The following is an 18,073-nucleotide window of genomic DNA, read 5'->3' as shown; positions in this document are numbered from 1 at the left end:
AATAAGGGGGCGCTGATTCGTTAAACTTTTGCCATTGATGTAGTTGGTTTTCTGAGCTTTTCTACCCAGTTATAAATCTGATCGCGATTTAGTCGATAGCTGAGGGGATGGGCGATTAATCGAGCGCTACTAGCAAATAATTCGGCAATTTCTACTAAACCATTTTCGCGTAAAGTTCGACCGGTGGAAACTAGGTCAACTATCGCTTCTGACATCCCCGTAATCGGGCCTAATTCTACGGAACCATAGAGAGGTATAATCTCGACGGGAATATCTAAACGACGAAAATAATCCTTAGCACAATTGACAAATTTTGAGGCGACTTTACCGTGATGGGGAATATCTAAGGGACTTTGATAGGGACTATCAGCAGGGACAGCTACCGACATCCGACAATAACCAAATTTTAGGTCAATTAAATTAGCCACATCGGGAGATTTTTCCAATAAAATATCATAACCGGCGATGCCTAATTGTGCCTGACCGTATTCTACATAAACGGGGACATCTGTGGCTCTGACTAATAAGGCTTTCGCTTGGTTAGTGGGATCAGTAATCTGTAATTGGCGATTTTTTGAGTCAAGAAAGGCACTAAAATCTAAGCCAATTTTCTGAAATATTTGGATACTTTCGTTTAGTAAAGCACCCTTCGGTAAGGCAATTGTTAGCATAGAGGGAATTATGAATTATGAATTATGAATTATGAATTGGGTAGTGGGGAAATTGAACTAAAACCCCAAAACGCCAAAACCCCAACACCTAAAACCTGTCTCGGAGTCTCCCGACAGCTAAAATCATAACTGATAACTATCCATCTTTTTAGGTAGGAGAATTGCCAGATTCTTGCTGTTGCATGAGTGCCTGTTGCCTCTTGCCTTCAGAAGCTGATAACCGAGATGGCAGTAAGTTCTCTAATGACCACATCAGCTAATTGTAAATCTTGATGGGTTTCCGGTTGCCAACTAATTGCGATCGCAGCTGCTGATTTTGCCTGTTTAGCCATTTCCCAATCGGCCCTAGTGTCCCCCACCATCAGGGTTTTGTCCACTGCGGTCCCCAAAGCTTGACAGGTTTCTTGCAATAATAGGGGATCGGGTTTACTTAAACCTCGATCGCAGCCCTGGGCAATTTTAATATAATTTAATAGGCTATTTTCCTTGACAAATTGCTCCACTCGTGCTGTGGTATCGGAGGAAAGAATCGCCAATTGTAAACCGGCCGCGTGCAGATAACGAATTACTTCTAAACATTGGGGATAGAGGGGATTTAAGCGGGGGGGAACCTTTTCATCGGCCGCTTGAAAGGCTACTTTTGCGATCGCCATGGCCGTTAACCAATCCCGACCGGTGGAAGCAATACAACCGGCAGCGGCGATATGATTATCTCTGCGGCTGCCCACTGCCATTAAACCAGCAGGATTGAGACTATTTGCCCCAATACCGAAAGTTTTAGTTAATAAAGACTCTAAACCAGGGATTCGCGATTCAATGGCTTGTATCCGGGCTATAGCTCGATCGTACCAGAAAGCTCGCGAATCCTCTAGCGTACCGTCCTTATCAAAAACAATCCCTTGAATATCTCTAAATTCTCGATTACCACAGCGAATTATCGGCAAATAAACCCCCTTATTTTTATTGAATGTCAGCCATCATTTTAGCTTTCAGGAGGCAGGATTCAGGAGACAGGATTAAGGATTCAGGAGATTATTTTTTATTTATTCTCCCCACACCCCACACCCCACACCCCACACCCCACACCCCACACCCCACTTCCCAATTCATAATTCATAATTCATAATTCCCTATACCTTTTAAACAGGATTTAGCATTACTCCTCAAAAGCGGCTTTTTGCTGACGGACTAAATCGACACCGCGGGAAGTTCCCAGACGGGTGGCCCCGGCCTGGATAAGAGCGAGCGCTTGTTCTAGGGTGCGAATTCCGCCGGATGCTTTAATTCCTACCCGGCCTTTGCTAATTTCCTTGAGAAACTTGACATCGCTAACCGTTGCACCTCCAAACCAGCCGGTACTGGTTTTTAGATAACTCACTCCTGCATCCATGCAAATTTCTGCCGCTAAACGTTTCTCGGTGTCTGTTAGTTGCGAGGTTTCCAGAATCGCTTTTACCGTCTGGCCAGTTTCCTGACAAATACTAGCAATTTCTTGGAATAATTCCTCGGATTTCCCATCTTTTAGCCAACCGAGATTAATAACGACATCTAACTCCTTAGCGCCATTATCTACAGCTTCTAAAGCCTCATAACGTTTAACTGCGGAGGTAGTGGCCCCTGCGGGAAAACCAATCACGGTAGAAACTAAAGTTTTTTTGCCGTGGAGTAACTGCACCGCTTGCTTAACGGCAGCGGGATAAACGCAGACGGTGGGAAAATGATATTGATCAGCCTGTTGACAGTAAGCCTCTAATTGTTCACTGGTGGCGGTGGGGATGAGGAGAGAATGGTCGATATATTGTGCTAAATCTAGATCAGAATCGGTGATAGCCATTATCTAAGCCTCAATATAGTCAATCGATCGCTATTTTCTCATTTTATGGAAGTCACACAGCAAAGTCATCTCTCGTTAACCTAGAAATTCAGAGACTAGCAAAAATCCAGTAACCTAGGAAGAAACCGTCACAAGTGAAGACTAGGAGACAATAGACCTATGTTAGAAGCGTATCATCAGCACGTTGCCGACCGAGCGAAATTAGGTATCCCTCCCCTTCCCCTCAACGCTCAACAAACGGCGGAATTATGCGAAATACTCAAAAATCCGTCCGAAGAACTCAAAGGAGAATTGCTGACCCTGCTGCGTGACCGTATTCCCCCCGGAGTTGACGAAGCGGCCTACGTTAAAGCGGGATTTTTAACAGGAATTGCCAAAGGTGAAATAAAATCTAACGTTATCTCCCCCCAGGGTGCGGTTAGCTTACTGGGAACCATGGTAGGTGGTTATAACGTTCATTCTCTGATTGAACTGCTGAAATCCAGAGATATTAATATCGCCGCCGCTGCTGCCAGCGCTTTAAGTAAAACCCTGCTGGTATTCGACGCATTTAACGAGGTTTTGGAATTATCCGACACCAATCCCTATGCTAAACAGGTTATCGATGCTTGGGCCAATGGCGCTTGGTTTATCGCTAAACCGAAACTTGCTAAAGAAATTACCGTCACCGTTTTCAAAGTACCCGGGGAAACCAATACAGATGACCTATCTCCCGCTCCCCACGCCACCACCCGGCCCGATATTCCCCTTCATGCTTTGGTTATGTTAGAAACCCGTCAACCCGGGTCCTTAGAAACCATTGCCGAATTGAAAAAATTAGGCCATCCGGTCGCCTATGTGGGGGATGTGGTCGGGACTGGTTCCAGCCGAAAATCGGCGATTAACTCGGTTCTCTGGCATATTGGCGATGATATTCCCTTTGTGCCTAATAAACGTGCTGGTGGCTATATTTTAGGCAGTAAAATCGCCCCTATCTTCTTTAATACGGCCGAGGATTCCGGTGCTTTACCGCTTGAATGCGATGTTAGCCAAATGAACACGGGGGATGTGATTAAAATCTATCCCTACGAAGGCAAAATCACCAACGAAGCGGGCGCAACTATTAGCACTTTTAGCCTCAAACCTGAGACAATTCTGGATGAAGTGCGCGCCGGCGGTCGTATTCCCCTCTTAATCGGTCGCAGTCTCACCGATAAAACCCGTCACGCCTTGGGACTTGAGGCTAGTACCCTATTTACTCGTCCAACTATGCCTAATGACACGGGTAAAGGTTACACCCTAGCGCAAAAAATGGTCGGCAAAGCTTGCGGTTTACCCGGGGTGCGGCCGGGTACTTCCTGTGACCCGATTATGACCACGGTAGGGTCTCAGGATACCACCGGCCCGATGACCAGAGACGAGTTAAAAGAGTTAGCCTGTTTAGGTTTTAGCGCCGATTTAGTCATGCAGAGTTTCTGTCACACGGCAGCCTATCCCAAACCGGTTGATATTCAAACTCATCACCAATTACCGGACTTTTTCTCTACCCGGGGTGGGGTGGCTTTACGTCCGGGAGATGGCATTATTCATTCCTGGTTAAATCGGATGTTATTGCCGGATACGGTGGGGACTGGCGGCGATTCTCATACTCGTTTTCCCTTGGGAATTTCCTTTCCTGCGGGGTCGGGTTTAGTGGCATTTGCCGCCGCTTTGGGAGTAATGCCTTTGGATATGCCGGAATCGGTTTTAGTGCGTTTTACGGGGGAATTACAACCAGGTGTAACTCTGCGCGATATTGTTAATGCTATTCCCTACGTCGCCATCCAAGAGGGTAAATTAACCGTGGAAAAACAGAACAAAAAAAATGTTTTTAACGGTCGCATTATGGAGATGGAAGGGCTGCCGGATTTGAAATTAGAACAGGCTTTTGAGTTAACCGATGCCACGGCGGAACGTTCCTGTGCTGGTTGTACGATTAAGTTAAGTACGGAAACAGTGGCGGAATATTTACGCTCTAATGTGGCCCTGTTAAAAAATATGGCGGCCCGGGGTTATAGTGATGCTAAAACTATCCTGCGTCGGGTAGCAAAAATGGAACAATGGTTAGCTAATCCCGTCCTGATGGAGGCTGATAAGGATGCCGAATATGCGGATATTATCACCGTCAACTTAAACGAGATTAAAGAACCAATTGTTGCCGCACCCAATGACCCCGATAATATCAAGTTAATGTCGGAATGCGCCGGGGATAAAATTGATGAGGTGTTCATCGGTTCTTGTATGACTAATATCGGTCATTATCGCGCCGCCGCTAAGATATTAGAAGGTGCAGGAGTTGCTAAGGCTAAACTGTGGATTTGTCCCCCCACCCGCATGGATGAAAAACAATTGCGCGATGAGGGAATGTATGGCATTTTTGCCGCTTCTGGGGCCCGTACCGAGATGCCTGGATGTTCCCTTTGTATGGGTAATCAAGCGCGGGTTGAAGACAGAGCGACGGTATTTTCTACCTCGACTCGTAACTTCAATAATCGCATGGGAAAAGATGCGCGAGTCTATCTCGGTTCCGCCGAATTAGCGGCGGTTTGTGCGCTGCTAGGACGCATTCCCACCCTTGAGGAATACCTGGCAATTGTCACCGAGAAAATTAATCCTTTTGCTGGCGATTTATACCGCTATTTGAACTTTAATGAAATCGCTGGTTTTGAGGATGAAGGCCGGGTAATTCCCCTAGAAGATTTACCTAAGATTGAGGATATTTTAGGTATTCCTTCCGGTGTTTTGAGTTAGTTGACCGGTTATGGGTCATTTCGATCGAGGCGAAAGATTTCTTTTGATTTCGATCAAGATGACCCCTCTAACGATCGAATTTTCGACAATTATAGGATTTTTTTCGATATACGGAATGACAACTCGATAAAATAAAAATATGAAATTCGAGTGGGATCGACAAAAGAACCGAGCGAATATCATCAAGCACGATCTAGACTTCGCGGACGCGCAGCGGATATTTGAACATCCCATTCGAGTTTCCCTTGACGAACGAGAAAATTATGGCGAAGATCGATTGATAGGAATCGGTACGCTCGATGGCCGAGTGGTAGTTGTCGTTTTTACAGAACCGAGTAGAGATACAATTCGTATTATTTCACTTCGTAAAGCTTTACCCTATGAACGAAAACGATATGAACAATACCTCCGAGACGAATTGGGAGAAAGTTGACGCTCTTACGGAAGAGGAAATCGACACATCCGATATTCCGCCCTTAACCGAGGAGTTTTTTAGTAAATCGCGGTGGTGGAAACCTGTAGAGAAAGTAAATGTTCTTGTTCAAGTAGATCCCGAAACCCTAGCTTGGTTTCAATCACAGGGCGAGGATTGTGAACAAAAAATGTCCGCCGCTTTACGGATTTATGCGGAGGCTCACAAAGTATAGTCAAGTTTAGTTCGGGTACAAGCCACACAATAAAAAAGTTCGCTATCATTTTGAGCGGGATGAAAAGCCACACAATCTCATTTACCAATAAATCGCCTTAAATGAAATGATAAAAGTGAGTACGAAAAATTATGATTATAGATGTACCGACTGGAGATGATTTTAAATCCTCTGGCATTGATTTTTTAAATCTGGCTTGGGATACGCTGATAAGTTTATCTACAAAACTTAAGGATGCGGAATATTTTTATAATGTGTATTATAGCGATGAGAATGAAGAAGTAATCGATCAATTGTCATCTGAGCAATATTGGAAACAAGCACAACGTCCATTGAGTACAGCCCTTTCCCTTATTCAACAAGGAACCGAATTTCGGTTCTTCGGTTTGTCTTATGCAATGGACGGGGTTATAAGGGATGAAACCCTTATAGAAACAGACATTACTGCGATTTTTGTCAATTGTTTGCGATCTGGAGCGAACTAATCAATTAAATCTCTTGCCAGATAAGGATTTAGTCGATTTATGCCACCCTATCGAACCATACCAAGTAACGAAGAACCATTGTAATAAATATCTTGTATGTATTAATTTCTTTATTTTTTTAATCGGACAAGAAATCTACGAAAAATTTTTTGCTCAAGCTGCCATACAAATAATCTTGCAAAAGTATCAAATTTTATTGTTAATTGTTGACACTAATCAGGAGGAATAGTTCAATGGATAAACTAAATTATTATCAAAGCATAATCAAGAAAATTCTCACAGAATATGCAGAAATTTCCTCACAAGTACCCGATCAAGACATAGAAAAAAATATTGATTTTTGACCATAATAGAAGCCAATATCTTTGGTTTAATATTGGCTGGAAAAATGGCAAACGAATTAAAGCGATTTCCGTTTATCTTCGTCAAAAAAATGACAAAATTTATATTGAAGAAGATTGGACAGAAGCAGGTATCGCCACGGAATTAATGCGCGTAGGAATTCCCAGTAGTGAAATAGTTTTAGCTTTTCAACCTCCCGAAGTGCGTCAGTTTACCGAATTTGCGATCGCCTAAAAATCATTCTTTACTTTCTCGTCAGATGAGGAGTAGCTAAAATCGAATATTTAAATATACTTGTTTCCAAGTCATTTCTGTCACTTCATCCTTGGCTCGCCGGTTCAAGAGTTAGATATTTTCCGAGCAAAAGTGCTACAATGTAATCTTAGGGGTCAAAACAATCAAGGAGAAGAGCATGGTCAGCAAAATTGATCGCCAAGCATTTTTACAATCCTTAATCGTGCCACCGGGTAAAGAAATTTCTCTGCACAAAGACTACGATCCCGGGTTTAAGCCAGACTACATTACCAAAGAAGATGCCACTTTGCTGCTGCAACAGGGTATCGAAAAAATGGCCGAGTTTCAAGATAAACTCTATGCCCAGGATACCTATGCCCTGTTAATTAATCTACAAGCCATGGATGCGGCGGGTAAAGATGGTACGATTAGACACGTTATGTCGGGCTTAAATCCCCAAGGCTGTCAGGTATTTAGCTTTAAAGTACCCTCGGCCGAAGAACTAGATCACGATTATCTCTGGCGATATTATAAAGCTTTACCGGAGCGAGGTCGTATCGGTATTTTTAATCGTTCCTACTACGAAGAATTATTAGTCGTGCGCGTCCATCAAGATTTATTGGAACGGCAAAAACTCCCCCCCGAAGACAGAACTAAGAAAGTTTGGCAGCGACGTTTTGAGGAGATTAATAATTTTGAAAAATATCTGGTTAATAATGGGGTTATTGTCCTGAAATTCTTTCTCAATGTTTCTAAAGGAGAACAGAAAAAACGCTTTTTAGAAAGAATTGATCGCCCCGAAAAAAACTGGAAGTTTTCCGAAAATGATGTCAAAGAAAGAGCTTTTTGGGGTGATTACATGAAAGCCTACGAGGAGGTATTCAATCATACCAGTACCGAATGGGCCCCCTGGTATATTATCCCGGCTGATCGCAAATGGTTTACTCGTTTAGCTGTGGGGGCGGTTATTTATCACACCCTCGAATCCCTTGGTTTAAAATATCCCACCGTTACCGAAGAACATCACCAAGCTTTACTGAAAGCCAAAGAAATCCTCGAAAACGAGCCAGATTAAAAATGGAAGAAAATCCCGAAAAAGCGATAATTGCCGGAAAATCGATCGTATAATCGATCTCGATTTTCAAGAATTCCCCCTATGAATTATCGCATTGATCGCCGCACCTATGCTGAAACCTACGGCCCCACCGTCGGAGATAAAGTTCGCCTGGCAGACACGGAATTATTTATCGAAGTCGAAAAAGATTTCACCACCTACGGCGATGAGGTAAAATTCGGCGGCGGTAAAGTAATTCGCGATGGGATGGGCCAATCCCCCATTTCTAGGGAAGATGGGGCGGTGGATTTGGTGATTACTAATGCCCTAATTCTCGACTGGTGGGGCATCGTTAAAGCTGATGTGGGCATTAAAGACGGCAAAATTTATAAAATCGGTAAAGCGGGCAATCCCCACATTCAAGATAATGTCGATATTATTATCGGTCCTGCTACCGAGGCATTAGCCGGGGAAGGGATGATTTTGACAGCAGGGGGGATTGATGCCCATATTCATTTTATCTGTCCCCAACAAATTGAGACAGCGATTGCGTCGGGGATTACCACAATGATTGGTGGTGGGACCGGACCTGCAACGGGAACTAATGCCACCACCTGCACCCCGGGAGAATGGAACATCTATCGAATGCTAGAGGCGGCCGAAGCTTTCCCGATGAATTTGGGTTTTTTGGGTAAAGGCAATAGCAGTCAGCCGGAAGGACTAGCGGAACAGGTAAAAGCGGGGGTAATTGGCTTAAAACTCCATGAAGATTGGGGAACCACTCCGGCAGCCATTGATACCTGTTTAAGCGTGGCCGATAAGTACGATGTGCAGGTGGCGATTCATACGGATACTCTCAATGAGGCCGGTTTTGTCGAGGCCACTATCGCCGCTTTTAAAAATCGCGTCATTCACACCTACCACACGGAAGGGGCCGGCGGTGGTCATGCTCCCGATATTATCAGGGTTTGCGGGGAAATGAACGTTTTACCCTCCTCTACCAATCCCACCCGTCCCTATACGACGAATACCTTAGAGGAACACCTCGATATGTTGATGGTTTGTCATCATCTAGACCGGAGTATTCCCGAAGATGTGGCTTTTGCTGAATCCCGCATCCGCCGCGAAACTATTGCCGCCGAGGATATTCTCCACGATTTAGGGGCTTTTAGCATCATTTCCTCCGATTCTCAAGCTATGGGACGGGTGGGAGAAGTAATTATCCGCACTTGGCAAACTGCCCACAAAATGCGGGTACAACGAGGCAGACTGACCGGGGAAACGGGAGAGAATGATAATCTGCGGGCAAGACGATATATTGCTAAATATACGATTAATCCTGCTATTACCCATGGTATCTCCGATTATGTCGGTTCCATCGAGGTGGGCAAATTAGCCGATTTGGTTCTCTGGAAACCGGCATTTTTTGGCGTAAAACCGGAAATTGTCCTGAAAGGCGGTTTAATCGCCTGGGCGCAAATGGGCGATGCTAATGCCAGTATTCCCACACCCCAACCGGTTTATATGCGTCCCATGTTTGCCTCTTTTGGTGGTGCGATCGCCAAAACTTCCTTGACATTTGTTTCTAAATATGCTATGAAAGCGGGCATTCCTGAGAAGTTAAAGCTGAAAAAAACCGCCGTAGCCGTGTCGAATACGCGCAATATCAGTAAGGCTAGTATGAAGCTTAATGACGCTTTACCGCGCATGGAAGTTAATCCCGAAACCTACGAGGTGCGTGCTGACGGCGAATTATTAATCTGTGAACCGGCTACGGTTTTACCTATGGCCCAGCGCTATTTCTTATTTTGAATTCGATTTCAGAAAACGGGTTTTTTGAAAAAATCCGTTTTCTTTTTGAATCAACGGTTAAGGATTAGTAGGAAAATTTGGGACTCTCTTGGATTTGGTGGGTAAAATGTATTCTAAGATACATTCCTCCTAGCGAGGGGGTGGAACGAACCACAAAGACACAAAGGACACAAAGATTGATCGATCATATTGTAAGTTAAACTTATCACACAGAACCTAGAAGAGCCAATTTGGGAAAAATAACTTAACTAATCCTGCCATTAGTGCAGTAACAATGGCAACAAAGATGGTTCGATTAGTAAATTCCAAGTTATCTAGGCGTTTATTCACACCTGTTAATTCTCCTTTAAGTAGCTGGTTATAATTAAATTAAAAATGGATTTTAGGTTTGATCCCCCCTTAGTCCCCCCTTGATAAGGGGGGTGCCGATCCCCCCTGCCCCCCTTGATAAGGGGGGTGCCGATCCCCCCTTAGTCCCCCCTTGATAAGGGGGGTGCCGATCCCCCCTGCCCCCCTTGATAAGGGGGGTGCCGATCCCCCCTTAGTCCCCCCTTTAATCCCCCCTTAATAAGGGGGGCATCTGACAACTTTTAACGCCTACCTACTTATCAAATTTAGCCAAGATTTTCAATCCTTCTTCTGGGTTGCCATTAGCTGCCATTTCCTTAAATCTAGTATAGGCATTAAATTCGGCTAAAGTGTTGGTGGAAAGATATTCAATCAGTTTATTGATACTGATTCCTTTTAGTTCATTCATAGAAAACTCCTGATTCTGGCGGTAATTTCCTGAAGAACTTCTAAGAGTGTTGGAGCAGCGGACGAGATTACATTTTCTTCACTGCTGTCATGTTTGTGATGGGGATAGGTTGGGAGGTTCAGCTTTTTATGATGTGGAGTATTATCATAACGGAAAATTAAGATATTCATGGTATTCATATACTGATAAGCGTACATATTACGATTAATAATTGTTTCGATATTGACAAACTCTCGAATATGCAGAACTGAATTATCAATGAATTTAATTTCGGCTCGAATAAATCCTTCATAAGTATCGCGTTTTTCACAATCTAGCGTAAAAAATTTTATTACTGAACAGGTTGCGATAATTGTTTGAATCTGTTGAAAATAATCTTCAATTAACAAATTCAATTCCTCTGAGTCTTTCTGCTTTTTCCTGTAGGCATTGTAGCATTCGCAATTCGCCAATCCATTCGTCAAGTTCCAGGGTTTCCTGAAATTCGTCGTTTTCGTAGCGATGCAGAAATTCTGCTGTGGACAGTTGATATTTGTCCTCAAATTCTCGCAGTCGTTGTTCGGTACGCTGGATACCCGCTTCAGTGGAACGTAGGGCTTCAGCGATTGCGCCTTCGATTAGAGGTTTGAGGGAGCCGGAGTGATGAGAGATGAGTTTGAGTTCCTTCATAATAGGAAGTCTTGTAGCTACTTTTGCATTATAGACAATTGCTAAGATATCCAGAGGGCGCAGGTTGCTTGTGCCACTACACTAGACCTCTCCAATAATTGTCAAACTAAGGGCTGAAGTCCTTTTGATCTATGGTCAATTTTTGGGTTCATTTTTTCTCTTTTCTCCTTCTCTCTCAGATTATACTTTTGACTTTTGACTACTGAGTAGACTGAATCATAGGCGGAATGTCGGTTTTAGCGTCGTTGGCGAGTTGGTTGGCGCGGCTGACGGGATCAAAACGGAGGCTAGGATTCCACTTTTGGGCGATTTTAAAGCCTTCAATTGCTTCGTTGATTTTGCCTTCCCTAGCTAAGGCTTCGCTGTATTCGACGAGGTAGGGGGCGCTGGCTTGGGTGAGGTCGGGGGTTTGGCAGGTTGCTAGTTTAGCTAACGCTTGAGGATTGACGATTAAATAGTTTCGGAGCCAGTGGCAACCTCGAACCAACAGGCGATCGAGATTTTCCACAGGCCAAACCCTCACCGTCCTGTCAGATGAGGCGGTGAGGATACGTTGTCCATCGGGGCTAAACGCCGCCGTATAGACCACGCCTTCATGACCGGAAAGTAGGGCAAGTTGGCTCCCCGTCCGGGCATCCCACACCCTCGCCGTCTTGTCTTGTGAGGCGGTGACGATGCGTTGTCCATCGGGGCTAAAGGCCGCCGCTATGACCCTGGATTCATGACCGAAAAGTAGGGCAAGTTGGCTCCCTGTTTTGGCATCCCACACCCTCGCCGTCTTGTCTTGTGAGGCGGTGACGATGCGTTGTCCATCGGGACTAAATGCCGCCGCTATGACCACGCCTTCATGACCGGAAAGTAAGGCAAGTTGGCTCCCTGTTTTGGCATCCCACACCCTCGCCGTCTTGTCTTGTGAGGCGGTGACGATGCGTTGTCCATCGGGACTAAACGCCGCCGCATTGACCCAGGATTCATGACCGGAAAGTAGGGCAAGTTGGCTCCCCGTCTTGGCAGACCACACCCTCACCGTCTTCCAAGAGGCGGTGACGATGCGTTGTCCATCGGGACTAAACGCCGCCGCCCCGACCCCGGATTCATGACCAGAAAGTAGGGCAATTTCGCTCCCCGTCTTGGCAGACCACACCCTCGCCGTCGTGTCAGCTGAGGCGGTGACGATGCGTTGTCCATCGGGACTAAACGCCGCCACATTGACCCAGGATTCATGACCGGAAAGTAGGGCAAGTTGGCTCCCCGTCTTGGCAGACCACACCCTCGCTGTCTTGTCATACAAGGATGAGGCGACGATGCGTTGACCATCGGGACTAAACGCCGCCGCTGTGACCCTGTCTTCATGACCGGAAAGTAGGGCAAGTTGGCTCCCCGTCTGGGCAGACCACACCCTCGCTGTCTTGTCAGCTGAGGCGGTGACGATGCGTTGTCCATCGGGACTAAACGCCGCCACTGTGACAGTGAATTCATGAACGGAAAGTAGGGCAAGTTGGCTCCCTGTTTTGGCATCCCACACTCTCGCCGTCTTGTCCCAAGAGGCGGTGACGATGCGTTGTCCATCGGGGCTAAACGCCGCCGCTGTGACCCTGTCTTCATGACCGAAAAGTAGGGCAAGTTGCCTCCCCGTCTTGGCATCCCAAACCCTCACCGTCTTGCTATACAAGGATGAGGCGACGATGCGTTGACCATCGGGGCTAAACGCCGCCACTGTGACACCGGAAAGTAAGGCAAGTTGGCTCCCTGTCTTGGCATCCCACACCCTCGCCGTCTCGTCAACTGAGGCGGTGACGATACGTTGTCCATCGGGGCTAAACGCCGCCGCTCTGACCACATCTTCATGACCGGAAAGTAGGGCAATTTCGCTCCCTGTCTTGGCAGACCACACCCTCGCCGTCTTGTCAGCTGAGGCGGTGACGATGCGTTGTCCATCGGGGCTAAATGCCGCCGTATAGACCCTGTCTTCATGACCGGAAAGTAGGGCAAGTTGCCTCCCCGTCTGGGCATCCCACACCCTCGCTGTCGTGTCAGCTGAGGCGGTGACGATGCGTTGTCCATCGGGGCTAAAGGCCGCCGCCTCGACCCCGGAAAGTAGGGCAAGTTGGCTCCCTGTTTTGGCATCCCACACCCTCGCCGTCCCGTCAGATGAGGCGGTGACGAGGCGTTGTCCATCGGGGCTAAAGGCCGCCGCCTCGACCCCGGAAAGTAGGGCAAGTTGGCTCCCCGTCTGGGCATCCCACACCCTCGCCGTCCCGTCAGACGTGACGATGCGTTGTCCATCGGGGCTAAACGCCGCCGTCCAGACAGTGCCTTCATGCGCCAATAGGGTTTGATGCTGCCAGGGCTTAATCGCCCGATTCTCGACCTGATCCAAAATAGTCTGGAGGGTATAGATGGGGCTGGCGGCAAAGCCCTTTTGCCCCTGGGTTTGCACCAACTGTTGCGCCTCTTCACCCACGCGCATTGCATCCACTAATCCCCGTACCTGTTCATATTGGGCGCGATTGAGCGATGCCTGTCCTGCTTTTTCCAGTCTATTGACGGCTAGGATCGTATTTTGATCGCGTTCTGCTGCGGCTAAGGTAGTTTTGGCTTTGTCCACAGCCGCTTTAGCAATTTTGGCAGCAGTTTCAGCTTGTAGCTTTTGGGTAGTGGCTAATTGTAATTGCTCTTTGGCAGCCGCCGTTGCCTCTTCTGCTTGAATTTTGTCCTGATTTACTTGACTTAACTGAAGCGTTGCTTTCTGCACTTGTTCCTGAGCCTGTTGGTATTGCTGTTGGGCGGCTCTTTCTTTTGTCTGCGCTTGCAGATACTTTTCTTGTGCTTTTCTCGTGTTTAGATGGGCTCTTTTGAGATTATCGTTCGCCTTCTTTTCGTTAATTTTAGTTTGCGCTAAACTGCGATTGAGACTGATTTTATCCTTATTAAGTTGGTCTTTATCTTGTTCAAGTTGTTTTTTCTCTCTCTCCATTTCTTGTACATCCTGCCGTGCTATTTTCAAATCATCTACCGCCTTTATCGAAATAGGAACGGCAATAGCAGCAATGGCAATAGCTCCCAATGCCCCCAACAAACTAAGCTTATTCCGTCGATTGGCTTTTTTGATGATTCTATCGGATTCCTCCCTTGTTTCTAATAATTCTTGGTTCGCTGTCTCTAATTGCGATTCCGCCTGTTCCCTCGCCGCCGTCAAAATCTGATTCGCTTCCGTTTCCGCCGCCAATCGCCTTTCCATATCCCGTTTTTCGACATCCTGGCTATCATCTAAAAAGCGTTCATCTTCTTTACTCAAACGCTTTCCTTTTGCCCAAGTCTCCGCATCTCTTAACGCCTGTCCCCGCAACAAAAACGACTCTTTCTGCTCCTCTTGTGCCTCCTGCCAAGCCTTAAACGCCTCCCCATAAAACCCCGGACGCAAATCCGCCAAAGCGCGAGCCACCCACTGCCCATTAAACACCTGCGCGTAGATGGGGTTATAGACTTTCAACCTGCCCTCTCGCTTCACCACCAAACCCGTCAGCCGCAGTTGTATTTGCTCGTAGCTCTCATCGGCAATGATCCCCCCTTCCTTGAGAGGCGGGGATGGGGAGAGGGGGGGGATGGGGAGAGGGGGGGGTTCAGCATCCAAAACTTGCTGATAAATCCCTAGCAGTCGCCCCCGCAGCCGTTCGTCACTGCGTAAAATCCTGTCTCGTATCGTTTTCAAATGCGGCGGCACGTCCTGCGCCTCCCAATTATCGATAAGCTGGCTCGTCACCACCTGCGCCACCAAATCTGGGGGCGATAGGCGCAAATCTGCCTCCTGCACTACCAAATTCAAGACCCGCTGCGTCAAAAACGGCTGTCCCCCCGTCCAATACAACACCGCTTGCAGCACCGCCTGCGGATCGTCCACCTTGCCCACCAAACCCTGCATCAACGGTTGAGCTTCCTGGAGTTGAAAGCCACTCATCTCCACCGCCCGACCGATATTAAACGCCAAACTATGCTTACTGACAATCAGATCGGAAGGTGTTGCCACCCCTAAAAACGCAAAAGTCAGCCGCCGATAACGCAGATCTTCCGCCCGCCGCTCAAAGAAAGAGCGAATCAGAATGAAAAAACCATCGGTATCAAACTTGAGACTGAGCAGGTTATCAATTTCTTCGACAAAAATGACGACATCTTGCGAGAGTTCTGCCAGCAATACGCGATCGATAAAATAAGTAAAGCGTTCGACCGCCGAAATCGACTGAGCCGCCAGATCCTTCCACCAACTCGAAAAATCGATTTTCTCTTGTAAATGCAAATCATCGATCAAGCGTTTTATGGTTCCGGCATACCACTGATCCTCGCTCAAACTGGTTCCCCGGGTTTGCGGGTCAATGACCGCACAAGCCACCCCCTCTGCCGCTAACTTCTGCATCACCCGCACCCGCAAACTAGACTTGCCCATCTGCCGCGAGTTAAAGACAAAACAATATTCTCCTGATTTCAGGCGATCGTACAATTCGCGATCGGCCTGTCGCTCTACATACCCACGATATTCGGCAGGTAAGCTCCCGCCTACTTGATAGCTAAAAGGAGTCGAGGAAGTTGGGTTTGTCATCTGATACCAAATTGCTAAAAATATGTCCCAGAAAACGGATTTCTTTAAGAAACCCGTTTTCTAAGAGGTTAGGCGATCGCGTAGCCCGTGTAACCGCGTACATCCGCCGGATGAAAAGCGAGGACAATATCCTGCTGGGGAACACCCGCTGCCACTAGCTCATGGGTTACTCCGTCTTCGGTTTCATCTCGTTGTACCCAGATTTTCTCGTTGATAATATCCAAATGAATTAAACAGCCATGCACGCGAGTTTTGCGATCCCATCCGAGCGTCATCAAAAGATAGCTATCTCGAACTTCATCAAAAATCGGCTTACAAATCAATTCGCCGTGAGAATAAGGGATTTCAGTATAAGGAATCAAAACCGATTTAATAATATGACGATACTGATCTAATTTTTCCATTGCGAAATGACCTCCTTTTCAGCATCAAAAACAATAAACTTGAGATTTTCATCTTCGATTAAAATTTGTCCGATTGGCTCTTCAAAAAATGAATTATAAATCACATCTCTAATCGCCAAATCTAGTTTACAATAAAGTGTTTTTATTTAATTTCCTTCCAAGCGATCGCAAAAATACTGACGATAAAGATCGCAGCGAGGTTTCACATTATTATCAACCCGCACCACTAATCCCATACTGTCCAGTTTAAACGACTCCTCAGACCGCAAACGTACCGGCGCTTCAGAAGTAATAACCAATTTCATGGCTGCCCCCAGTTCAGGATAATCTTCCAAAGTCTTCAAATGTCCCCGCAGATAATCGCTGTAAATTCCCGCTTCTGTGGGAGCCGTCCGCAAAAATTCCGCCAAAGAAAGATACCCCGCTGCAATGTGATAGAGTGCCGAGCGCACCATGTAGGGATGCCCTCCAATTAACCCCATAAATTGTTCGAGTTCCCCCTCTGTCCAAGTTAATCCGTGCCGTGCTACCAACTCCTGTACCTGTTCAGGCGTAAACTCTCCCAATTCGATGGGCAACCCCACATTAAAAGGCGATTGATTGATATCCCGTTGGGCATAGGACTCTTGAGAATGGACGATGATCAGCCGCAATTTCTGCCACAGTTTTTTAATCTTGGAACTTTCATGCCAGCCGCGCAATAATCCGCATAAATCCGTCTCGATATCTGCGTATTTAAAGATGCGATCAAAGTTATCGATCGCCAACACTAACGGGCGATCGTCCCCCTCTAATAAATACTTCTCAAAATAATCCGTACTGTTATCGTTCGCTCCAAAAATATCATCCCAATACTCTTCAATCTTGACCCTTACTCCCAGTGGTTTACCCACCGACGCACAAAACCACTGCATGAACTTGTCGAGATCGTCAAAGAACTTTTGATTGGTCTGTTCCAGATCGATCGTTACCGCACGATAGCCTAGTTGAGATGCTTGGGCAAGTACCTTCGCCATCAGGGACGATTTGCCCATATTGTGGGGCGATTTAATCCGAATCAGGGAGCCAGGCCTTTGAATTTCCTCATAGCACCGTTCTTCGTAAGGGGAAGTAATATAAAAGCGAGAGTCAATGCTAACTTGTCCTTCTGGAGATTCCAAGCTAATTTCCTGTTGTATCTTGTCTGGAGTAACTGTTGGCTTGAGGGGTTCCGATTGCGTTGGCATCTCAGTGGCTTTTGCGGATTGTTGCGGCTCTGGCAAGACAGTGGGCTGTTTGTCAGTTAACACTGTCGCCATTTCCATTGCCGCCTGCCGAATCCCCTCAGCAATATTTAAAAACGCCTCACCCCGATTACTCCAAGTCGTCACAGGCTTGGCATTTTTTGGCAAAGCTTGCAACTTACCAAAAGGCGCACCACTCCAATCCACCGGCTTCAAAATAATCGGAATCACCCGCGCCTCCCCCGCATCATGCCGTGCGATCGCCCGTTCCATTTCAAGATCATAACAGTAGTCAGAAGCGATAAAGTTTTCACTAATCAACAACAGAATAATCTCGGCTGAATTGAGATTTTCATCAATGGCTTGTCTCCACTCTGTTCCAGCACTAATTTTGCGATCGTGCCATGATTTAATCACTCCCTGTCTTTGTAATGACGCGAGGTGAAGTCCCAAAGTTTCCCGCAGTTTCTCATCCCGGTGAGAGTAAGAAATAAATACATCGAGCGGTGTGGATGATATGTCTGGATTAGGTAAAATCATGGCTCTCAGTTTTACGATTTCAGAAAACGGTTTTTTTC

General features: G+C 46.5%; 17 protein-coding genes and 1 pseudogene. 8 read left to right on the top strand and 10 right to left on the bottom strand.

Annotated features, from left to right (window positions below; all coding sequences use genetic code 11):
• Positions 1-20: 20 nt before the first annotated feature.
• From hisG to deoC, 3 genes are all read right to left on the bottom strand, one after another.
• On the bottom strand, positions 21-671 hold the full coding sequence (gene hisG, locus LW728_RS11285) for an ATP phosphoribosyltransferase (protein ID WP_287669299.1): 651 nt from the start codon (positions 669-671) through the stop codon (positions 21-23).
• 206 nt (positions 672-877) lie between these two features.
• Entirely contained in the window at positions 878-1,615 is a 738-nt protein-coding gene (locus tag LW728_RS11280) for an HAD family hydrolase (RefSeq protein ID WP_002801430.1), read from the bottom strand.
• 212 nt (positions 1,616-1,827) lie between these two features.
• Positions 1,828-2,505 carry a deoxyribose-phosphate aldolase gene (gene deoC / locus LW728_RS11275; RefSeq protein WP_002801431.1) on the bottom strand — a complete coding sequence of 226 codons (678 nt, stop codon included), beginning with the start codon at positions 2,503-2,505 and terminating at the stop codon, positions 1,828-1,830.
• Between the two features lie 159 nt (positions 2,506-2,664).
• Between deoC and acnB the strand changes: the two genes are divergently transcribed.
• The 8 genes and pseudogenes from acnB (at position 2,665) to ureC (ending at position 9,848) form a co-directional block, all read left to right on the top strand.
• On the top strand, positions 2,665-5,274 hold the full coding sequence (acnB, locus tag LW728_RS11270; RefSeq protein WP_002801432.1) for a bifunctional aconitate hydratase 2/2-methylisocitrate dehydratase: 2,610 nt from the start codon (positions 2,665-2,667) through the stop codon (positions 5,272-5,274).
• Between the two features lie 139 nt (positions 5,275-5,413).
• The gene (locus LW728_RS11265) at positions 5,414-5,707 is read left to right on the top strand and encodes a BrnT family toxin (RefSeq protein ID WP_002735016.1); all 294 of its coding nucleotides are present in this window, start codon (positions 5,414-5,416) and stop codon (positions 5,705-5,707) included.
• Positions 5,655-5,921 carry a BrnA antitoxin family protein gene (locus tag LW728_RS11260; protein ID WP_002746336.1) on the top strand — a complete coding sequence of 89 codons (267 nt, stop codon included), beginning with the start codon at positions 5,655-5,657 and terminating at the stop codon, positions 5,919-5,921. Before LW728_RS11265 ends, LW728_RS11260 begins: the two co-directional genes overlap by 53 nt.
• Before the next feature lie 131 nt (positions 5,922-6,052).
• A complete protein-coding gene (locus tag LW728_RS11255) occupies positions 6,053-6,406 on the top strand; it encodes a hypothetical protein (RefSeq protein WP_287669290.1) in 354 nt (117 codons plus the stop codon).
• On the top strand, positions 6,375-6,635 hold the full coding sequence (locus LW728_RS23195; RefSeq protein ID WP_039899558.1) for an element excision factor XisH family protein: 261 nt from the start codon (positions 6,375-6,377) through the stop codon (positions 6,633-6,635). Before LW728_RS11255 ends, LW728_RS23195 begins: the two co-directional genes overlap by 32 nt.
• A 4-nt stretch (positions 6,636-6,639) precedes the next feature.
• A pseudogene (locus LW728_RS11250) lies at positions 6,640-6,982 on the top strand (XisI protein).
• 178 nt (positions 6,983-7,160) lie between these two features.
• Positions 7,161-8,057 carry a polyphosphate kinase 2 family protein gene (locus LW728_RS11245; RefSeq protein WP_002801433.1) on the top strand — a complete coding sequence of 299 codons (897 nt, stop codon included), beginning with the start codon at positions 7,161-7,163 and terminating at the stop codon, positions 8,055-8,057.
• An 81-nt stretch (positions 8,058-8,138) separates the two neighbouring features.
• Entirely contained in the window at positions 8,139-9,848 is a 1,710-nt protein-coding gene (gene ureC / locus LW728_RS11240) for an urease subunit alpha (protein ID WP_287669281.1), read from the top strand.
• A gap of 601 nt (positions 9,849-10,449) precedes the next feature.
• Here ureC and LW728_RS11235 read toward each other — a convergent pair.
• From LW728_RS11235 to LW728_RS11210, 7 genes are all read right to left on the bottom strand, one after another.
• Positions 10,450-10,605 carry a hypothetical protein gene (locus LW728_RS11235; RefSeq protein WP_002754850.1) on the bottom strand — a complete coding sequence of 52 codons (156 nt, stop codon included), beginning with the start codon at positions 10,603-10,605 and terminating at the stop codon, positions 10,450-10,452.
• Positions 10,602-10,994, bottom strand: a complete 393-nt coding sequence (locus LW728_RS11230) for a toxin-antitoxin system TumE family protein (RefSeq protein ID WP_287766705.1) — start codon at positions 10,992-10,994, stop codon at positions 10,602-10,604. The genes LW728_RS11235 and LW728_RS11230 overlap by 4 nt, the downstream gene beginning before the upstream one ends.
• Positions 10,984-11,274 carry a hypothetical protein gene (locus LW728_RS11225; RefSeq protein WP_002754848.1) on the bottom strand — a complete coding sequence of 97 codons (291 nt, stop codon included), beginning with the start codon at positions 11,272-11,274 and terminating at the stop codon, positions 10,984-10,986. The genes LW728_RS11230 and LW728_RS11225 overlap by 11 nt, the downstream gene beginning before the upstream one ends.
• 199 nt (positions 11,275-11,473) lie before the next feature.
• A complete protein-coding gene (locus LW728_RS11220; RefSeq protein ID WP_287766703.1) occupies positions 11,474-15,868 on the bottom strand; it encodes an AAA-like domain-containing protein in 4,395 nt (1,464 codons plus the stop codon).
• Between the two features lie 68 nt (positions 15,869-15,936).
• Positions 15,937-16,272, bottom strand: a complete 336-nt coding sequence (locus LW728_RS11215; RefSeq protein WP_002754817.1) for a XisI protein — start codon at positions 16,270-16,272, stop codon at positions 15,937-15,939.
• On the bottom strand, positions 16,260-16,391 hold the full coding sequence (locus LW728_RS23190) for an element excision factor XisH family protein (protein ID WP_002761389.1): 132 nt from the start codon (positions 16,389-16,391) through the stop codon (positions 16,260-16,262). Before LW728_RS23190 ends, LW728_RS11215 begins: the two co-directional genes overlap by 13 nt.
• A gap of 27 nt (positions 16,392-16,418) precedes the next feature.
• On the bottom strand, positions 16,419-18,035 hold the full coding sequence (locus LW728_RS11210) for an AAA-like domain-containing protein (RefSeq protein ID WP_287766702.1): 1,617 nt from the start codon (positions 18,033-18,035) through the stop codon (positions 16,419-16,421).
• Positions 18,036-18,073: the final 38 nt, after the last annotated feature.

It is taken from the genome of Microcystis sp. 49638_E5, assembly GCF_021300285.1.
In the GTDB taxonomy this organism is placed as follows: domain Bacteria; phylum Cyanobacteriota; class Cyanobacteriia; order Cyanobacteriales; family Microcystaceae; genus Microcystis; species Microcystis aeruginosa_C.
Note: the sequence above shows the minus strand (reverse complement) of the source record. Positions and strands in the feature narration are given on the sequence as shown.

Bases quoted from the DNA above. Each gene is read 5' to 3' on its own strand.
- hisG (WP_287669299.1), bottom strand. From the start codon at position 671: ATGCTAACAATTGCCTTACCGAAGGGTGCTTTACTAAACGAAAGTATC.
- deoC (WP_002801431.1), bottom strand. From the start codon at position 2,505: ATGGCTATCACCGATTCTGATCTAGATTTAGCACAATATATCGACCAT.
- acnB (WP_002801432.1), top strand. From the start codon at position 2,665: ATGTTAGAAGCGTATCATCAGCACGTTGCCGACCGAGCGAAATTAGGT.
- LW728_RS11265 (WP_002735016.1), top strand. From the start codon at position 5,414: ATGAAATTCGAGTGGGATCGACAAAAGAACCGAGCGAATATCATCAAG.
- LW728_RS11260 (WP_002746336.1), top strand. From the start codon at position 5,655: ATGAACGAAAACGATATGAACAATACCTCCGAGACGAATTGGGAGAAA.
- LW728_RS11255 (WP_287669290.1), top strand. From the start codon at position 6,053: ATGATTATAGATGTACCGACTGGAGATGATTTTAAATCCTCTGGCATT.
- LW728_RS11245 (WP_002801433.1), top strand. From the start codon at position 7,161: ATGGTCAGCAAAATTGATCGCCAAGCATTTTTACAATCCTTAATCGTG.
- ureC (WP_287669281.1), top strand. From the start codon at position 8,139: ATGAATTATCGCATTGATCGCCGCACCTATGCTGAAACCTACGGCCCC.
- LW728_RS11235 (WP_002754850.1), bottom strand. From the start codon at position 10,605: ATGAATGAACTAAAAGGAATCAGTATCAATAAACTGATTGAATATCTT.
- LW728_RS11225 (WP_002754848.1), bottom strand. From the start codon at position 11,274: ATGAAGGAACTCAAACTCATCTCTCATCACTCCGGCTCCCTCAAACCT.
- LW728_RS11220 (WP_287766703.1), bottom strand. From the start codon at position 15,868: ATGACAAACCCAACTTCCTCGACTCCTTTTAGCTATCAAGTAGGCGGG.
- LW728_RS11215 (WP_002754817.1), bottom strand. From the start codon at position 16,272: ATGGAAAAATTAGATCAGTATCGTCATATTATTAAATCGGTTTTGATT.
- LW728_RS11210 (WP_287766702.1), bottom strand. From the start codon at position 18,035: ATGATTTTACCTAATCCAGACATATCATCCACACCGCTCGATGTATTT.